This window comes from Pseudomonas sp. DTU12.3, from assembly GCF_004124275.1.
Classification (GTDB): Bacteria; Pseudomonadota; Gammaproteobacteria; order Pseudomonadales; family Pseudomonadaceae; genus Aquipseudomonas; species Aquipseudomonas helmanticensis.
Genome location: NZ_CP027218.1, coordinates 4,781,280 through 4,798,449 on the forward strand (window position 1 = coordinate 4,781,280; position 17,170 = coordinate 4,798,449).

Below are 17,170 nucleotides of genomic sequence, written 5' to 3' on the forward strand. Positions count from 1 at the left end.
GGAACCGCACTCGCAGGTTCCGTTGACTATCGATAGATGGACCTAAATAACATGATGCTAGACGTCGAGCGTCTCGATGAGACGTGCATAAAAAAACTGGCCAACGAAGAAGTCCTCGCCATCCGCGTCAAAGGCTTTCTGCCCGAGCCGCTGGCGATCGAGATTGGCGACAAGATCCTTGCTCCAGGCTTTGAGGGCTACATCAACGCACCCAGCATCGGCCGCATCGGCATGGCGTTTTACGAGGCGGAAAACCAGCCGCTGCTGATCGAAGACTACTTCGAGCGTGCCACCAGCAACATCGCCGAACTGCGCAATCGCTGTGCGCCCTACTCGTCGCCGGTAGACACCTTGCGCTGCATGTTCGACGAATCATGGCCGGCCGGTGCGCATCTGGAAAACCTCTACGGACGCAAGATGTACGTCGGCCTTTCACGCGTGGTGAAGCCCGGCGTGTGCTTTCTCGCCCACCACGACATCTTTGCCAAAGATGCGCCGGACAGTTTCCAGGCCCGCAGCCTCGAGGCGCAGTTCGCCTGCAACGTTTACCTGAACATGCCGACTGACGGCGGCGCATTGCAGATGTGGGACGACGACATCACCCCGGACCAGTTCGACGAGATGCGTGGCGACAGTTACGGCATCGACCCGGCGCTGCTCGGCCCGCCAACCCTTGAGGTGCGGCCGCAGCCCGGCGACTTCATCATGTTCAATTCGCGCTGCATGCACTCGGTGACCCCGGGCGTGGCGGATCCGCGCTTGAGCCTTTCCTTCTTTGTCGGCTATCGCGGCAATGCTTCACCCCTGACCTTCTGGAGCTGAGATGTATTCGAATTACCTGGGCGAGTTTCTGGCGCTGGCTACTATCCACTTTCTCGCCGTGGTTGCTCCCGGCCCGGACTTCGCCGTGACCATCCGCCAGAGCGTGCGCTTCGGGCGGCTGGTGGGGATTTGCACGGCATTGGGCATCGGTGCGGGGATTTCCGTGCACGTGCTGTACACCCTGCTCGGCGTTGGCGCGCTGATGCACACCACCCCGTGGTTGCTGACCGTGGCCAAAGTGGTGGGCGCTGCCTACATTGTCTACCTCGGTGTCAGCCTGATCCGCAGCAAACCGAAAACCAGCCTTGAAGGTGAAAAAGCTGCGGAAGAACCGCTGGTTGAGCAATCGTTGTTCAAGGCGTTCAGTACCGGTTTCCTGACTAACGCCACCAACCCCAAGGCCACGCTGTTCTTCCTGGCGATCTTCACCACGATCATCAGCGCCAGCACACCCCTGCAAATCCAGGCGTTCTATGGCTTGTGGATGTGTTTTGTAAACGCCTTGTGGTTTGTGATCGTCGCGCTGTTTTTCTCCAGCAACAAGGTGCGACTGCTGTTCATGCGCATGGGCCACTGGTTCGAACGCAGCATGGGGGTGATCCTGATTCTGTTCGCCGGGCGCTTGATGCTGTCGATGTAAATCACCAAAAAAGTCCCGGCACACTCTGCCGGGACTTTTTCATTTCTGCGCCTCTTTTGCATTTCTGTGCGACAGATCCCGTTTCGAGACTCCCTCGGCACTCCCTCACGGTGTTAGTTTGCAAAACGTTTCAGACGCTTCCGTCAGAAACTTCTTATCAACTGCCTGCCAAGGAATGCCTCCGTAATGGATTTCTCCCTCAAGCAACTGGCCGCCGCTACCCTGATGCTGGCCAGCCTCGCGTCATTTACCACCGCCGCTCAAGCCAACATCACGCCACAGCAAAGCGCGGTCATCCTGAAATCCTTCGACGATAAAAGCGTGACGGATTTCCGCGAGTTTCTGGGCAGCCTGGCCAAGAGCGACATCGCCAAAAGCGACAATCTCGGCCCGGCCATCAGCGCTTTCCTCGACAATAAAACCCTGACCGCTGAACAGCAGAACGAAATCCATCGCCTGCTGGGCATCTACACCCGCGTCAAATACGGCAAGGCCGCGCTGGAAACCTTGCGTGAACTGGTCGAGATTCCAACCTTCCAGAAGGAAGGCGTGGCGCAGCACGACAATCCTGAGTTCATCAAGATTGCCGGCAAGATCCAGAGCCTTGCCGAATCGTTCAACCTGAACTTCCGCAACATCGACAACCGCGTCTACGAAATCTCCCTCGAAGGCCAAGGTGATGAAGTCGTCGGCATTCACGCGCACGCCGACGTGGTGCCGGTGACTCCGGAAAACTGGGTGCTCAAGGACGGCACCAAGCTTGATCCGTTCAAAGTCACCCTGATTGGCGATCGCATGTACGGTCGTGGCACCGAGGATGACAAGAACGGCATCGTCGTTGCGATGTACGCGATGAAAGTGATCAAGGAAGAAAAACTGCCGCTGGCGCGCAACTTCAAGCTGCTGGTCGACACCACTGAAGAAACCAGCGGTGACGCGATCCCTTATTACTTCGAAAAAAACCCGACGCCGGCCTACAACATGGCGCTGGACGGTGGTTACCCGGTAGTGATTGCCGAGAAAGGCTACGGCACCGTGATGGCCAAATTTGTCAAACGCCCAGCTGAAGGCAAAGGCGCTGAAATCACTTCGATGACCGGCGGCCTGGCGACCAACCAGATTCCGTCGGCCTCGGTCGTCACCTTGCTGACCGACAAGCCTGCCGAACTGGCTGCCAGCCTGCAAAAGGCCGGCAACGAGTTTGTCAAACACAATGGCGGCAACTTCGAAGTGGCAGCCAAGGTTGACGGTAAAGACGTCAAACTGACGGTGACCGGCGTTTCCGCGCACTCCTCCGAACCGGAATCGGGGGTTAACCCGGTGGCGCGCATGCTGGTGTTTATCAATAGCCTGAACGGTAAGGTGGCGCTCAAGCACAACCAGTTCACCGACGCAGCCCGTTACGCTGCCGAGAACTGGGGCCTGGATTACCTCGGTAACACCTTGAAGGTGGGCTTCTCCGACAGTTTCATGGGGCCGCTGACTACGTCGCTCACCTACGTCGGTGAGGATGACAAAGCCTTCAAACTGGCGGTGAACCTGCGCGTTCCGAAGGGCAAGTCGCCGGAAAAACTCAAGGCTGAAATCGCTGACAAACTCAGCGCCTGGACCAAGAAAACTCACGTCGCCGTGGACTTCGATTACTCGGTCGCCGAACCGATGTTCCGCAACCCGGAAGGTGAATGGGTCAAGGCTTTGCTGGCCGTGTCGACAGAAAACCTCGGCATGAAGCACGAGTTCGGCACCTCTGCCGGTGCGACGTCGGTGCATGAACTGCCTAACGGCGTGCAATTCGGCCTGGCGCGTCCCGAGGTGAAATACACCGGGCACACCGATGGCGAGTTCAAGACCGTTGACCAGTTCTTGCTGGACCTGCAAATCGTCACCGAAATGATGGGCCGCATCGGGCAACTGCCAAAGCTGTGATCGATCGCTGGAACCCGGTCAGCGCATGACCGGGATCTGGCACATACAAAAAAGGACCGTGAGGTCCTTTTTTATGGGCGACGACAAATCGCGCACAAACAAAAACGCCGATCATCACTGATCGGCGTTTTTGTTGAATATGGAGCGGGAAACGAGACTCGAACTCGCGACCCCGACCTTGGCAAGGTCGTGCTCTACCAACTGAGCTATTCCCGCAATGGCGTCCCCTAGGGGACTCGAACCCCTGTTACCGCCGTGAAAGGGCGGTGTCCTAGGCCACTAGACGAAGGGGACACAGGCTACAACTTTCACTAATAAAAACGCCGCTCACTGAGCGGCGTCTTTAGAATTTGGAGCGGGAAACGAGACTCGAACTCGCGACCCCGACCTTGGCAAGGTCGTGCTCTACCAACTGAGCTATTCCCGCAAATGGCGTCCCCTAGGGGACTCGAACCCCTGTTACCGCCGTGAAAGGGCGGTGTCCTAGGCCACTAGACGAAGGGGACACGCTACCCGGAACACATGGTGTGTGTTTCGGTGTCCAGATCCGCGTCCGAAGACTTGGTTCCGGTTTCACTCAGCACCGCCCGAAAGCACTGCTGTTTAAAAATGGAGCGGGAAACGAGACTCGAACTCGCGACCCCGACCTTGGCAAGGTCGTGCTCTACCAACTGAGCTATTCCCGCAATGGCGTCCCCTAGGGGACTCGAACCCCTGTTACCGCCGTGAAAGGGCGGTGTCCTAGGCCACTAGACGAAGGGGACACGCTACAACATTCACTCCCTGCCGCGCTTCGCTGTGTGCTTTACGCTGCAAGTGGCGCGCATTCTATGGATGGATTGAGAGGTCGTCAACCCCCAGATATAAATTTATTTAAATCAATGACTTCGACCTGCTTTACGGGAGCAATCGGGCTTTTCCGTCGCCCGAGTCCTGACGCCTATATTCCGCCACTCGCCAAGGCGTTATAGTCCACCGCACGGTGATGGCATTCTGCACATCAAGCGCCAGCATTCATATAAACAGCCGGCGGCCGATACAGATTGAACCAGCCGATCCAACTCGTCGAGCCGCGCTAGGCGCATGAAAGCCCAGCCACTACACTCGCATGCGAACCCTATAAAGAGGTCTTACCGGTGACACCACTCATGATCACCCTGCTTGTCATAGCCGGGATCGCAATTCTGATCGCCATTGGCTACATGAACCATGTGGTGGAAAACAACAAACTGGAGAAGGCCCGCACCAAAGTCGAACTCAACGACCGCCTGCGTCGTTGCGGCGAGCTGACCGAGACTTTCCCCGGCCAATTCATGACCCCGGCCCTGAAGCTGTTGTTGACGCGCCTGGAACTCAACGTTTGCCAGCGCCTGTTGAACCTGGAAAAGACCAGCGCAACCACCAAGGCGCGCATCACCGAACTAAGTGCTCTGGTCGCCCAAGGCGAGTCGATCCCGGTCAACAACCCACCTGCACCGATCATGACCGAAGCCAAGGCCAAAGACGTACGCTTCCTCCTCGAAGCCCTCCACGGCCAAATCACCCGCGCTGCCCACGACGGCTTCCTGCCACCGAACGAAGCCAAGCACTGGGTGCGTGAAGTCCGGCACATTCTGGTGTTGCTGCACATCGAATTCTTCAACAACCTCGGTCAACAGTCGCTGCAACAAAACCAGCCCGGCCAGGCCCGCCTCGCCTTCGAACGCGGCGTGCAATACCTGCGCAAGCAGCAGAACCCGCAGATCTACTCCGAACAGCTGCAGTACCTGGAAAAATTGCTGGCCCGCGCCAACGCCCAGGTCATGGACAAGATCGCCCCGGTTGAAGGCGAAGAAAACCAGCTGACCGCCGGGCTGAAGGATGTCGAGGCTGATGCGGACTGGAAGAAGAAAGTGATTTACGACTGATTGTCGATGCTGAGAGAGGAGCCACCGAGAGGTGGCTTTTTTGTGGGGTGCGATCTAGTAAATCAAAAGATCGCAGCCTTCGGCAGCTCCTGCATGAGGTGGGGTGGCCGGATCTGAAGATCGTCGCCGAGGCTCAAAGTCGGAAATGCCCAACCATCCCACGCAACTCTCCCCCCAACTGCGCCAGTTCAACGCTCGAAGCGGCATTCCCGCGCATCGCAATCGACGACTGATCCGCACTCGCGCGAATACTCGTGACACTGCGATTGATCTCCTCCGCCACCGAACTCTGCTGCTCCGCCGCCGCCGCAATCTGTTGATTCATCTGCTGAATCAACGAAACCGCTGCCGCAATACTGCCCAAGGCACTTTCGGTCTGCAGCGCATCACAGACCGCCAGCTTCACCAACTCTCCACTGCTCTGAATCTGCTGCACCGACGCCTGCGCCGCCGCGCGCAATGCACTGACCAACCGTTCGATTTCCTCGGTCGACTGCTGCGTACGCCGCGCCAGCGCGCGTACCTCATCGGCCACCACCGCAAAGCCCCTGCCCTGCTCGCCGGCGCGCGCCGCTTCGATTGCCGCGTTGAGCGCGAGCAGATTGGTCTGTTCGGCAACACTCTTGATCACTTCAAGCACCGTGCCGATATTCTGAATCTCGGCACTGAGGCTCTCGATACTGCTACTCGCCGACGTCGCCGAATCCGCCAGTTGCTCGATGCGCGCCATGCTCTGACGCACGACCTGCTGACCCGTCTCGACCTTGCCATCCGCCGTCTGCGCCGCCAGTGCGGCCTCTTCGGCATTGCGCGCGACATCGTGCACAGTCGCGGTCATCTGATTCATCGCGGTGGCTACCTGTTCGGTCTCCTCCTTCTGACTGCTGACCTCAAGATTGGTCTGCTCGGTCACCGCCGAGAGCGACTGCGCGGAACTGGCCAGCTGCTCGATACCGGCCTGCAAGCCGCTGACAATCGTGCTCAACCCTGCGCCCATCTGCTGCATCGCCGACATCAACTGACCGATTTCATCCCGGCGCGTCACAGCAATCGTCGCGCTCAAATCACCGGCAGCAATCTGTTGGGCAACCAGGATCACACTGCGCAACGGCGCAACGATCAATCGAGTGATCACCCAGGCCGCGATCAACCCGACCAACAGCGCCAATGCCGAAGAGCCGATAATCAGCAATGAATTCTTCTTCAGTTCTGCCTGCATCGCGCCATCTTCGGCGACATAGGCCTGATCCACCCGCGCCACCACTTGCGCGGCACGCTGGTGCAATTGTTCGTAAACGGTTTTTTCCTGCGCCAGCAACCCGGTGTATTCAGCCAGTTTGTCGTTGAAACCGGCGATGTGCCCGGACACCTCATTAAGCACCGTCAGATAACCCTCATCCTTGACCGTGGACTTCAGCTCTTCCGCCTGTGCCTGCGCCTGCGCGGCCTGCTCGATATTGCCTTTGCCGGCGCTGTCGGCATCGCCCTTGCGACTCTGATCCAGACGAATCCGCGCTTCGTTCATGGCCTGCAACATCAAGCGCGACACCTGGCTGACCTGACTGGCCTGCTCGATGAACTGTGCACCGTCCTTGCCCTCGGTCTCTTTCAAGGTATAAGCGCCGTCATCGGCCAGCCCGGCCTGCAACACGTCAAGGTTGTTGGCCACGCTGGACACCGACCAACTGGCCATTTCCAGCGCGAGATCCTTGGCCTGGGTCAACGAGACAAACTCGTCGAACGCCTTGCGGTAGGCGTCAAGCGACTGCTCGACATCGCTCATCACCGGCACATTCGCCGGCGATTGCGCCTTGAGTTCGTTGGCCAGGGCAATCAGGCCAACTACGCCTTCACGCAAGGCATCGGCGGTTTTCGGATCACCACGCAAGGCGTACTCCTGCTCCAGCAGGCGCACGTTGAGCAGGCCACTGTTGAGCGAAGACATCTGCTTGAGCCCATCAAAACGCTGACTGATGGTTTGCAGGGACCAGACACCAATCGCCGCCACCAGCGCAGTCAACAGCAGTACGAGCACAAACCCGATAGCCAGTTTTTTTGCCATACCGAGGTTGGCAAAACGTCCTTGCACGGCCGAAATCATTGCGCGAAGCCCTCTGCCAAAGTGTGTGGACGAAGATTCGCAATGGCCATGCACCCGCACAAGTCTCTGGCGTCGGAATAATGGCAAAAAGCTACGCCCGCGTCGTTTTCAGAACGCTTGAGGTCGATCCACGCGGGTGCTGCGGAAAAACTGCCGGGCACGGGGGTCGCAGGCGTACGCGACATTGATCCGCTGCCACTCGCAGACTTCGCCACTGGGACTGAATGCCCCCGCCGCAGCAAGCGCTACACCGTTGCCGAGCGCCTGACGACGCAAACGGGCGGGATCGGCAACTGGCGAACGCGCCCAGATGAACAAGCCACCGCACGGCTTGCCGAATACCTCCCATTCGGCGTCTTCGAGTACTTGCAACGCGGCGGCACGGTCGACATTCAAGCGCTGGCGCTGCCGATGCACCAGCTTGCGGTAGGCGCCGCTGGCCAAGAGGTTGGCCAACACCGCCTCGTTGAAACCTGAACAGCCGGAACTGCTGATCATCTTGACCCGCGCCAGCCGAGCGATCAGTTCAAGGTCGGCAAATACGAAACCCACACGCAATGAGCTGCTCAGGGTTTTCGAAAAACTGCCGATGTAAATCACTCGTTGATCCAGTGCCGCCAACCGAGTGCCGTTGCCATTGTGCAAGTCGGCGTAGACATCGTCTTCGATCAGCCGCACATCACTGGCATTGCACAACTGCAGGATCCGCTCGGCCACGGACGGACTCAGACAGGAGCCGGTGGGATTGTGATGATGACTGTTGATGAACATTGCCACGGGGCGGAACTGCTCCAGCACGCTTGCCAGTGCAGCCGTGTCAGGCCCGTTCGGGGTGCGGCGGACTTCGAGCAGATGTACACCGTGCAATCGCAGAAGATCGAACAGTGGCGCATACCCAGGGTTCTCGACCACCACGTAATCACCGGCCTTGAGCAGCGTGCGCACGATCAGATCAAGGGCTTGGGTCGCGCCGCCAGTGGTCATGATCTGCGCTTCGCCGGCCTGGACACTGATCATTTTCAGGCGCTTGACGATCTGTTCGCGCAGCGCCGGCAGACCGAGTGACGTGCTGTAGTTGAACAGGCTGCTCATGTCCGTGCGAGCGACCTGACCAATCGCATAGCTCAAGTCGTCGGACTCACGCCAGCTTTCAGGCAAGCCGCCATCACCGAGATTCAGCTTTTGCGCTAAACCATAAGCCTTTGCCGCCTCTGGTCGAACCCGATCAAGACTCGCCGGCAGCGGCGCATTGACTGCACAACGCGGCGCAGCAGCGACCATGAATCCCGAGCCATGTCGAGGCGCCAGAACCCCTTGTGCCACCAGGCGTTCACAGGCCTGAGCGACGCACGACTGACTGAGCAGATTGCTGCGTGCAATTTCCCGTACCGAAGGCAAGCGTGTAGCGGGTGGCACGGTACTTCGCGCGATCCAGTCGATCACTCCGTCAACAATCTGCTGTACGACTGGCACCATTGCCTGTCGGTCAATTCTCAATTCCATGAGCACGCAAACTCCTGTCCGTTTTGCTGGCGGCAGTAAATCACAGCCATGCCACACAGCCTGTGCGACAAAGCCGTCAAAAGCGACCTTTCTAACCATTTGATACACATTGCTTGGCGGATTCACGGAACTGAACGACAGGCATGAAAAAGCCCGCACGAATGCGGGCTTTTTCCTTGCATAAATGCTCAGAACGCAGTGACGCCACCGTCCACCGCCAGCGAATGACCGGTGGTGAATGCCGCGCCATCGCTGCACAGATACAGCACGGCGCTGGCGATCTCCTCGACCTTGCCGATGCGGCCGACCGGGTGCATGGCATTGGCGAACTCAGCCTTCTTCGGATCAGCCTCGTAGGCGCGGCGGAACATATCGGTATCAATCACCGCCGGGCACACCGCGTTGACGCGAATTTTCTTCTTCGCGTACTCGATCGCCGCAGATTTGGTCAGGCCAATCACCGCGTGCTTCGACGCCGCGTAGATACTCATCTTCGGCGCCGCGCCCAGGCCGGCCACCGACGCGGTGTTGACGATCGCGCCACCGCCCTGGGCCAGCAACAGCGGCAACTGATACTTCATGCACAGCCAGACGCCTTTGACGTTGACGCCGATGATCGCGTCAAACTCGTCCATCGAACCTTCGGCCAGTTTGCCTTTCTCGATTTCGATGCCGGCATTGTTGAAGGCGTAGTCGAGACGGCCGTAGGTATTGATCACCTCGTCCATCAGATTTTTCACTTCGCTCTCGACGGTAACGTTGCAACGGACGAAGGTCGCTTCGCCGCCGGCTGTACGAATCAGCGCCACCGTGCCCTCGCCCCCTGCGGTATCGAGATCGGCGACCACCACCTTCAGACCTTCGGCAGCAAACGCCTGGGCGGTTGCTCGGCCGATGCCGTTAGCCGCGCCTGTGACTACGGCAACCTGACCGGAAAACGTCATGCTCATTGTTGTGTCCTCGAACGCAAAGATGCAGGGGATGCTTAGCGTTGCAGCATAGCCACAGCGGGTTGTCCGGCGTCAGCACTATCAAAAGGCTGTTTATGTGCCCATGCGTGGCGGTGATAAACCGGTGGTGGTGATCATCACTGCACTGGATCGGCGTGCATTCGCCTCATCAGCCAACCTTGCGACATCGGCGCTTAGGGTCTATCAACAAGGCTTCATTCAATTCGAGTGCCTGCCATGACCTCCCAGACCAATCGCCAGTTCCTGCTCGCCAAACGCCCGGTGGGCGCCGCGACCCGCGAGACCTTTACCTATCAGGAAGTACCGGTCGGCGAACCGGCGGCGGGACAGATTCTGGTCAAGAACGAATACCTGTCCCTCGACCCGGCCATGCGTGGCTGGATGAACGAGGGCAAGTCCTACATCCCGCCGGTCGGTATCGGAGAGGTCATGCGCGCCTTGGGTGTAGGCAAAGTCGTCGCGTCGAACAATCCGGGCTTTGCGGTCGGCGACTACGTCAACGGCGCCATCGGCGTGCAGGATTATTTCCTCGGCGAGCCAAGAGGCTTCTATAAAGTCGACCCGAAACTGGCACCGTTGCCGGTGTATCTGTCGGCATTGGGCATGACTGGCATGACCGCCTACTTCGCCCTGCTCGATGTCGGCGCACCGAAGGCTGGCGACACCGTGGTGCTGTCCGGGGCGGCGGGTGCGGTGGGCAGCATTGCCGGGCAGATCGCCAAGATCAAAGGCTGCCGCGTGGTGGGGATCGCCGGCGGTGCCGACAAGTGCAAGTTCCTCATCGATGAGCTGGGTTTCGACGGCGCCATCGACTACAAGCACGAAGACGTAATCGCCGGCCTCAAGCGCGAATGCCCGAAAGGCGTGGACGTGTATTTCGACAACGTCGGCGGTGACATCCTCGATGCAGTCCTGAGTCGCCTGAACATGAAGGCACGCGTGGTGATCTGCGGCGCCATCAGCCAGTACAACAACAACAAAGAGGCGGTCAAGGGCCCGGCCAATTACCTGTCGCTGCTGGTCAATCGTGCGCGCATGGAAGGCTTTGTGGTGATGGACTACGCGGCGCAATACGCGAGCGCGGCGCAGGAAATGGCCGGCTGGATGGCCAAGGGGCAGCTCAAGAGCAAGGAAGACATCGTCGAAGGCCTGGAGACCTTCCCGGAGACGCTGATGAAATTGTTCAGCGGGGAGAATTTTGGCAAGTTGGTGCTGAAGGTTTAAAGCCACCACAAAACCAAGGTGGGAGTGAGCCTGCTCGCGATAGCGGAGTGTCAGTCAACATTAACGTTGTTTGACACACCGCTATCGCGAGCAGGCTCACTCCCACAGGGTTATGCGGTGCTTGCTTAGGCGATTTCGGCTACGACCGAAGCCAGCGCCTTGGCCGGATCGGCCGCCTGGCTGATCGGACGGCCGATCACCAGGTAATCGGAACCGGCGTCCAGCGCCTGACGCGGGGTCAGGATGCGGCGCTGATCGTCCTGCGCACTGCCCGCCGGGCGAATCCCCGGAGTCACCAGTTGCAGCGACGGGTGCGCGGTTTTCAGTGCCGTGGCTTCCAGCGCCGAACACACCAGACCATCCATCCCGGCCTTCTCGGCCAGTGCCGCCAGACGCAAGACTTGTTCCTGCGGCTCGATATCCAGACCGATCCCGGCGAGGTCTTCACGCTCCATCGAGGTCAGCACGGTGACGCCGATCAGCAGTGGCTGCGGGCCGCTGCGCTTGTCCAGCTCTTCACGGCAGGCAGCCATCATGCGCATGCCGCCGGAGCAATGCACGTTGACCATCCACACGCCCATCTCGGCAGCGGCTTTCACGGCCATCGCGGTGGTGTTGGGAATGTCGTGGAATTTCAGGTCGAGGAATACTTCAAAACCCTTGTCACGCAGGGTGCCGACGATTTCCGCGGCGCAACTGGTGAACAGTTCCTTGCCCACTTTGACCCGGCACAGTTTTGGGTCCAACTGGTCGGCCAGCTTCAGTGCGGCGTCACGGGTGGGGAAATCCAGGGCGACGATGATAGGAGTCTGGCAGGCGGACATGAATGGGCTCTCAGGCAGGTCGAAATCGGCGCGCATTGTAGCGGAACCGGCGGCGGCGCGGCACCCGATGATCGGTAAATCGTCGCACCAACCGTGATCAGCATAGCGCCCGCTGCTATTGTGTCGACTCCGATACACAACCGACATGCCAGCAACAAGCACCGGCGCTAGCCTCGCCAGCCGCAACACGTCCTTACATCAGCACTTCCCGCCTCACGGCCGGACGCCTATGCTGAAACCACAACCTCGCAGCCCATCTTTGTGGTTGGCGGCCTACTGGCAGATGAACAGCCCCATGCACAACACCCAAACGACCGCGACTGATGAGCCTAAAGACGACAAGCGCTGGAGCATTCGTGCGCTGATCGTCGACGATGACGTGCCGATCCGCGAGCTGATGATCGACTACCTCGCGCGCTTCAACATCCACGCCAGCGGCGTCACCGATGGCGCAGCGATGCGTCAGGCGATGCAGGCCGAACATTTCGACGTTGTCGTGCTCGACCTGATGCTGCCGGGCGAAGACGGCCTCTCGCTGTGCCGCTGGCTGCGCGCCGAATCGGACATCCCGATCCTGATGCTCACCGCCCGCTGCGAACCCACCGACCGCATCATCGGCCTCGAACTCGGCGCCGATGACTACATGGCCAAACCGTTCGAGCCGCGCGAGCTGGTGGCGCGCATCCAGACCATCCTGCGGCGGGTGCGTGACGACCGTACCGAGCAACGGGCGAACATTCGCTTCGACAACTGGCGCCTGAACAGCGTGCTGCGCCAATTGATCGCCGACAACGGCCTGGTGGTGCCGCTGTCCAACGCCGAATTCCGCCTGCTCTGGGTGTTTATCGAACGCCCGCGCCGGGTACTCAGCCGCGAACAACTGCTCGACGCCGCCCGAGGTCGCTCGATCGAGGCCTTCGACCGCAGCATCGATCTGCTGGTCTCGCGCCTGCGCCAGAAGCTCGGCGACGATCCGAAAGCCCCGCAGTTGATCAAGACCGTGCGCGGTGAAGGTTACTTGTTCGACGCAAGAGACATTGGCTGATGCGAGCGCGCTTCGACACGCTGTTCGGCCGCCTGTTTGGCATGCTGTTCGCGGCGATCGTCCTGGCGCACTTGCTCGCGTTCACCTGGTTTCACCTCTACGGCCCGCCCCCGCCGCCACCGCCGCCGGAGTTTTCCCAAGGTGTCGAAGGGCAACGGCCGATGCCGGATCCGCGTTACCCGCAACGACCTCCGCGGCCATGGTTCGGTGGCCCGGTGGTGCCGCTGACGTTTCAGTTCATCTCGCTGATGATCGCCGCGTGGTACGGCGCCAAACTGTTGAGTCGACCCATCCAGCGCCTGAGCGACGCCGCCGAACGCCTGAGTGAAAACCTCGACAGTGCACCGCTCGACGAGTCTGGTCCGAAAGAAGCCCGGCAAGCGGCGCACACTTTCAATCTGATGCAGCAACGTATCCGCGAACAGGTGCAGCAGCGTGCGCGCATGCTCGGTGCGGTATCGCACGACCTGCGCACGCCCCTGTCACGCCTGAAACTGCGCCTGGAAAACATCAGCGATGAAAAGCTGCAAGGCCAGATGCGTCAGGATCTGGACGACATGATCGGCATGCTCGACGCCACCCTCACCTACCTGCACGAACAACGCACCAGCGAAGCCTTGCAGTTGATGGACGTGCAGGCGTTGGTCGAGTCGCTGTGCGAAAACGCTCAGGATCAGAACGCAGACGTGCAAGTCAGCGGCCATTGCGCCCCGCTGCCGGTACAGCCGATGGCGCTGCGTTCGTGCATCAACAACCTGATGGACAACGCTCTGCGCTATGCCGGGCAGGCACGGATTGAACTGCTGGATCAGCGCGAACAACTGCTGATCCGCGTGATCGACCACGGCCCGGGGATTGCCGAGGACAAGCGTGAAGCCGTGTTCGAGCCGTTTTATCGCCTGGAAGGTTCGCGTAATCGCAATTCCGGTGGCGTGGGCCTGGGCATGACCATTGCCCGCGAGGCGGCGCAACGACTGGGCGGACAACTGAACCTGGAAGAAACCCCCGGCGGCGGTCTCACGGCCATCATCCGCCTGCCACGATCCTGAGAACACCACTACCCCCTTGTGGGAGCGGGCTTGCTCGCGAAGGCGATGGGTCAGGCCACAATGATTTGACTGACACACCGCCTTCGCGAGCAAGCCCGCTCCCACAGAGTTGTGGTGGTCCGGCTGTCTGTGTACCAACCGGTACAAATCTCACATACCGCCGACAACTTGCGCCCTGACGCTGCATAAGCCGGTACACCCACCGGTTTTCCATTCCAGGGAGTGAGTCCGATGATCGGTAGCGTCAGCAACTACACGAGCTATACCAGCACCAGCAGCAACGCCACGCAAAACTCGCGCAGCCAGCAACTGCAAAAAGAACTGTTCGCCAAGCTCGACAGTAACGGCGATGGCGCAGTGGATCAGGACGAACTGAAAAGCGCCCTGTCGCAGAAGTCCGACGACGGCCTGCTGGTCAATCTGAGCAAACAATTTGGCGATCTCGACAGCGACGACAGCGGCAGCCTCAGCGCCGAAGAAATGACCGCCATGGCGCCGCCACCGCCGCCGCCACAAGATCAAGCACCGAACACCGACCTCGCTGACGCCCTGATCAGCGCCCTCGACACTGACGGCGACGGCGCCATCAGTAGCGACGAACTGAGCAGCGGCCTGACCAGCGCCGGCAGCACCGCCGACAGCAACGAAATCTTTTCCGCCCTCGACAAGAACAAGGACGGCACCGTCAGCCAGGACGAACTCACCGCCAGCCTGACCCCGCCACCGCCGCCACCGCCACAAATCAACAGCGGCGAACTGTTCAGCCAACTCGACGCCGACGGTGATGGCAACGTAACCGCCACCGAACTGAACAGCGCGCTGCAGGCCAGCGACAGCAGCACTGCAACGACCAGCACCGATACCAGCGCAGCATTGCTCAAGGTTCTGGATAGCGACAGCAGCGGTGGCGTCAGCAGCGACGAATTGAAAGCCGCTTTACACGCCGGCCGCGAACGCCCGGATGAAGAACAGACCGCCGCGACCCAAAGCACCACCGAAGCGCTGAATCGCATGATCGCCAACCTGAGCAAACAGTACTCACTCGACAACACTGCCTCGGTCGGCAAATACCTCAACGTCGCCACGTAAAATCTGCCCCTGTAGGCGCTGCCGAAGGCTGCGATCTTTTGCTCTTGCTATTGAAAACCAGGATCAAAAGATCGCAGCCTTCGGCAGCGCCTACAGGGAGGGATGTGCAAATGCCGTGTTCCCAACCTGGTTATCGGTTACCGCCGTTCCTCGACCCGCCCCTGGCTCTTGCTCCAGTCCGTCAACAAGCTATAAGCCACCGCCAATAACGTAGGCCCGATAAACAGCCCGATAAAGCCAAACGCAATCAACCCGCCGAACACCCCAAGCAACACAATCACCAACGGCAAATTGCCCCCGCGGCTGATCAGATACGGCTTGAGCACGTTATCCACGCCACTGATGACAAACGTCCCCCAGATCCCGAGAAACACCGCCATTCCATATTCACCTTTCCACGCCAGCCAGGCCGTAGCGGGCACCCACACCAACGGCGGGCCCATCGGAATCAGGCTCAGCAGAAACGTCACGATCCCCAACACCAGCGCACCCGGCACCCCGGCAATCAAAAACCCGATCAATGCCAGAATCGCCTGCGCCGCTGCCGTGCCGATGACCCCGTTGACCACCCGCTGCACCGTACCGGCCACCAGTTCGATGTAATAGCCGGCGCGTTCACCGATCAGGCGCTGCAGCAGGCTGTGCACGAAAGCGGCCAGGCGCGGACCGTCACGGTAGAAAAAGAACACGAAGACAATGCTCAGCGTCAGCTCGAGAATCCCGCCGCCGATCTGCGCACTGCGCGCCAGCAGCCAGTTGCCGACCTGCCCCAGATACGGTTTGACCGAGACCATCAGTGCCGCGCCCTGCTGATCGATGCTGTTCCAGAGGCCGACCAGCCGCTCGCCGACAAACGGCACAGTCCCCAGCCATACCGGCGCTTCCGGCAAGCCATCGACCTGCACATCCTTGATGAACGCTGTGGCATCGCGCACATGGTCGGCCAGGTTGAACCCCAGCCAGACCAGGGGTGCCGCCACCAGCAGCATCCAGCCCAAGGTCAAAATCGCCGCCGCCAACGATTCGCGACCATTCAGCCAGCGGGTCAACAGGCGCATCAGTGGCCAACTGGCGAACGCCAGCACCGCGCCCCAGAACAGCGCCGACCAGAACGGCGCCATCACCCACAGGCTGGCGCCGAACAACACCAGAAGCAGGATCTGCACCAGCAGGCGATCGTTATTGAGCATGTAGGATTCCGAAAAAGTCAGTCAGGCCAAGAGTAGGCGAACACGCCGCGCGTGCTCGCCCGGCAGAGCTTACCGCAACAGGTCGATGCGCAGACCGGCACCGTCGACACTGGCGGTTTCCATCCGCGCAGCACGCACGCCCTGATTGATCAGGGCCTGGCGCCAGGCTTCGGCCTTGGGCCCGGAAACCGTCACGCGCAATGTCGTGTCGAGGTTCAGGCCACGGGAAATCAGGCGCAACCAGGTGTCGTCGGGATCATTCACCAATTTCGGGAAATCCAGTTCGCCGGTACTTTTGAGTTGGCGCAACAGGGTCGCCGAGGTCGGCAGCAACTCGCCCAGCGGTGCCACCGCTTCGAACTGCTCGACATGCAGATAGGCTTTGCGATTGCCGCGAGTGATGCTGTAGAGCGCCACCAGCGTGTTGTCTTTCGGCGCCGCCAACCTCAGCAACAGATACGCCTGCTGCTCGTCGGCGCCGTACAGCTTGGAATTACCGAACACTTCGTTGGCCCACAGGCTGCTTTCGCCACAATCGCGGGCCTGACACCAGAACAGCAACTCGGCGTCCTGCTTTTGCAAGGCTTCGCGGGCAGCGGTAAAGGCCTCGGTGGCGGAATGTTCGGGTGGCAACTCGTAGGTCACCGAGGTGGTCTGGCCACGCGCAGTGACCTGGCCGTCGAAGCGTAACTGGCCGCTGATCTTGCGGATCGCGCCCAACGGATAGATACGCTCCAGCTCGGCCGGAGGGCGATAGTCGACGATTTGCGCATCGGCCAGACGTGGCACGATCTGCAAATCCTGGCTGCCCGACACATCGGCAGCGAACGGAAGGGAACTGAAACAGCACAGCGCCAGCAGACTGAGTGACCGCATGGG

The 17,170-nt window shown here is 60.0% G+C and carries 15 protein-coding genes, 6 tRNA genes and 1 pseudogene; 9 read left to right on the forward strand and 13 right to left on the reverse strand.

Going from position 1 to position 17,170, the window contains the following annotated elements:
* Positions 1-51: 51 nt before the first annotated feature.
* The 3 genes from C2E19_RS21880 (at position 52) to C2E19_RS21890 (ending at position 3,388) form a co-directional block, all read left to right on the forward strand.
* Positions 52-822, forward strand: a complete 771-nt coding sequence (locus C2E19_RS21880; RefSeq protein ID WP_129395051.1) for a 2OG-Fe(II) oxygenase — start codon at positions 52-54, stop codon at positions 820-822.
* A gap of 1 nt (position 823) precedes the next feature.
* The gene (locus C2E19_RS21885; protein WP_129395052.1) at positions 824-1,462 is read left to right on the forward strand and encodes a LysE family translocator; all 639 of its coding nucleotides are present in this window, start codon (positions 824-826) and stop codon (positions 1,460-1,462) included.
* 186 nt (positions 1,463-1,648) lie between these two features.
* Positions 1,649-3,388: a dipeptidase gene (locus C2E19_RS21890; RefSeq protein WP_129395053.1), complete on the forward strand. Its 1,740-nt coding sequence runs from the start codon at positions 1,649-1,651 to the stop codon at positions 3,386-3,388.
* Between the two features lie 140 nt (positions 3,389-3,528).
* Here C2E19_RS21890 and C2E19_RS21895 read toward each other — a convergent pair.
* The 6 genes from C2E19_RS21895 to C2E19_RS21920 all read right to left on the reverse strand — a co-directional run bounded on the left by C2E19_RS21895 (position 3,529) and on the right by C2E19_RS21920 (position 4,152).
* Positions 3,529-3,604 (reverse strand) — tRNA-Gly (locus C2E19_RS21895).
* 2 nt (positions 3,605-3,606) lie between these two features.
* Positions 3,607-3,682: transfer RNA gene (locus tag C2E19_RS21900), tRNA-Glu, on the reverse strand.
* Positions 3,683-3,739: 57 nt separating this feature from the next.
* Positions 3,740-3,815, reverse strand: a tRNA-Gly gene (locus C2E19_RS21905).
* A gap of 3 nt (positions 3,816-3,818) precedes the next feature.
* Positions 3,819-3,894: transfer RNA gene (locus C2E19_RS21910), tRNA-Glu, on the reverse strand.
* Positions 3,895-3,998: 104 nt separating this feature from the next.
* Positions 3,999-4,074: transfer RNA gene (locus tag C2E19_RS21915), tRNA-Gly, on the reverse strand.
* Positions 4,075-4,076: 2 nt separating this feature from the next.
* Positions 4,077-4,152 (reverse strand) — tRNA-Glu (locus tag C2E19_RS21920).
* Between the two features lie 384 nt (positions 4,153-4,536).
* Between C2E19_RS21920 and C2E19_RS21925 the strand changes: the two genes are divergently transcribed.
* Entirely contained in the window at positions 4,537-5,295 is a 759-nt protein-coding gene (locus tag C2E19_RS21925; protein WP_174823946.1) for a hypothetical protein, read from the forward strand.
* Positions 5,296-5,428: 133 nt separating this feature from the next.
* Here C2E19_RS21925 and C2E19_RS29440 read toward each other — a convergent pair whose 3' ends face one another.
* The 4 genes and pseudogenes from C2E19_RS29440 to C2E19_RS21940 form a co-directional block, all read right to left on the reverse strand.
* On the reverse strand, positions 5,429-6,310 hold the full coding sequence (locus tag C2E19_RS29440) for a methyl-accepting chemotaxis protein (protein WP_372238488.1): 882 nt from the start codon (positions 6,308-6,310) through the stop codon (positions 5,429-5,431).
* Positions 6,290-7,396: pseudogene (locus C2E19_RS29445) on the reverse strand (HAMP domain-containing protein); the annotation flags it as partial. The pseudogene C2E19_RS29445 and the gene C2E19_RS29440, both read right to left, overlap by 21 nt.
* 108 nt (positions 7,397-7,504) lie before the next feature.
* Positions 7,505-8,899: a PLP-dependent aminotransferase family protein gene (locus tag C2E19_RS21935; RefSeq protein ID WP_129395056.1), complete on the reverse strand. Its 1,395-nt coding sequence runs from the start codon at positions 8,897-8,899 to the stop codon at positions 7,505-7,507.
* A gap of 188 nt (positions 8,900-9,087) precedes the next feature.
* Positions 9,088-9,849 (reverse strand): SDR family oxidoreductase, encoded by a 762-nt coding sequence (locus tag C2E19_RS21940; RefSeq protein ID WP_129395057.1) that lies wholly within the window; start codon positions 9,847-9,849, stop codon positions 9,088-9,090.
* A 103-nt stretch (positions 9,850-9,952) separates the two neighbouring features.
* Here C2E19_RS21940 and C2E19_RS29035 point away from each other — a divergent pair, with 103 nt between their 5' ends.
* Both C2E19_RS29035 and C2E19_RS21945 read left to right on the forward strand, forming a co-directional pair.
* On the forward strand, positions 9,953-10,090 hold the full coding sequence (locus C2E19_RS29035; RefSeq protein WP_164979445.1) for a hypothetical protein: 138 nt from the start codon (positions 9,953-9,955) through the stop codon (positions 10,088-10,090).
* Positions 10,087-11,094 (forward strand): NADP-dependent oxidoreductase, encoded by a 1,008-nt coding sequence (locus C2E19_RS21945; RefSeq protein ID WP_129395058.1) that lies wholly within the window; start codon positions 10,087-10,089, stop codon positions 11,092-11,094. The genes C2E19_RS29035 and C2E19_RS21945 overlap by 4 nt, the downstream gene beginning before the upstream one ends.
* 125 nt (positions 11,095-11,219) lie before the next feature.
* Here C2E19_RS21945 and pyrF read toward each other — a convergent pair whose 3' ends face one another.
* Positions 11,220-11,918, reverse strand: coding sequence for an orotidine-5'-phosphate decarboxylase (pyrF, locus tag C2E19_RS21950; protein ID WP_161986598.1), 699 nt, complete (start codon positions 11,916-11,918; stop codon positions 11,220-11,222).
* 283 nt (positions 11,919-12,201) lie between these two features.
* Between pyrF and C2E19_RS21955 the strand changes: the two genes are divergently transcribed.
* From C2E19_RS21955 to xopAW, 3 genes are all read left to right on the forward strand, one after another.
* Positions 12,202-12,963: a response regulator gene (locus tag C2E19_RS21955; RefSeq protein WP_129395059.1), complete on the forward strand. Its 762-nt coding sequence runs from the start codon at positions 12,202-12,204 to the stop codon at positions 12,961-12,963.
* Entirely contained in the window at positions 12,963-14,012 is a 1,050-nt protein-coding gene (locus tag C2E19_RS21960; RefSeq protein WP_129395060.1) for a HAMP domain-containing sensor histidine kinase, read from the forward strand. Before C2E19_RS21955 ends, C2E19_RS21960 begins: the two co-directional genes overlap by 1 nt.
* A gap of 231 nt (positions 14,013-14,243) precedes the next feature.
* Positions 14,244-15,101 (forward strand): EF-hand domain-containing protein, encoded by an 858-nt coding sequence (gene xopAW / locus C2E19_RS21965; protein ID WP_129395061.1) that lies wholly within the window; start codon positions 14,244-14,246, stop codon positions 15,099-15,101.
* A 137-nt stretch (positions 15,102-15,238) separates the two neighbouring features.
* Here the strand turns inward: xopAW and C2E19_RS21975 are convergent, their stop codons facing one another.
* Both C2E19_RS21975 and C2E19_RS21980 read right to left on the reverse strand, forming a co-directional pair.
* Positions 15,239-16,291, reverse strand: a complete 1,053-nt coding sequence (locus tag C2E19_RS21975; protein ID WP_129395062.1) for an AI-2E family transporter — start codon at positions 16,289-16,291, stop codon at positions 15,239-15,241.
* A gap of 69 nt (positions 16,292-16,360) precedes the next feature.
* A complete protein-coding gene (locus C2E19_RS21980) occupies positions 16,361-17,167 on the reverse strand; it encodes a DUF4892 domain-containing protein (RefSeq protein ID WP_129395063.1) in 807 nt (268 codons plus the stop codon).
* Positions 17,168-17,170: the final 3 nt, after the last annotated feature.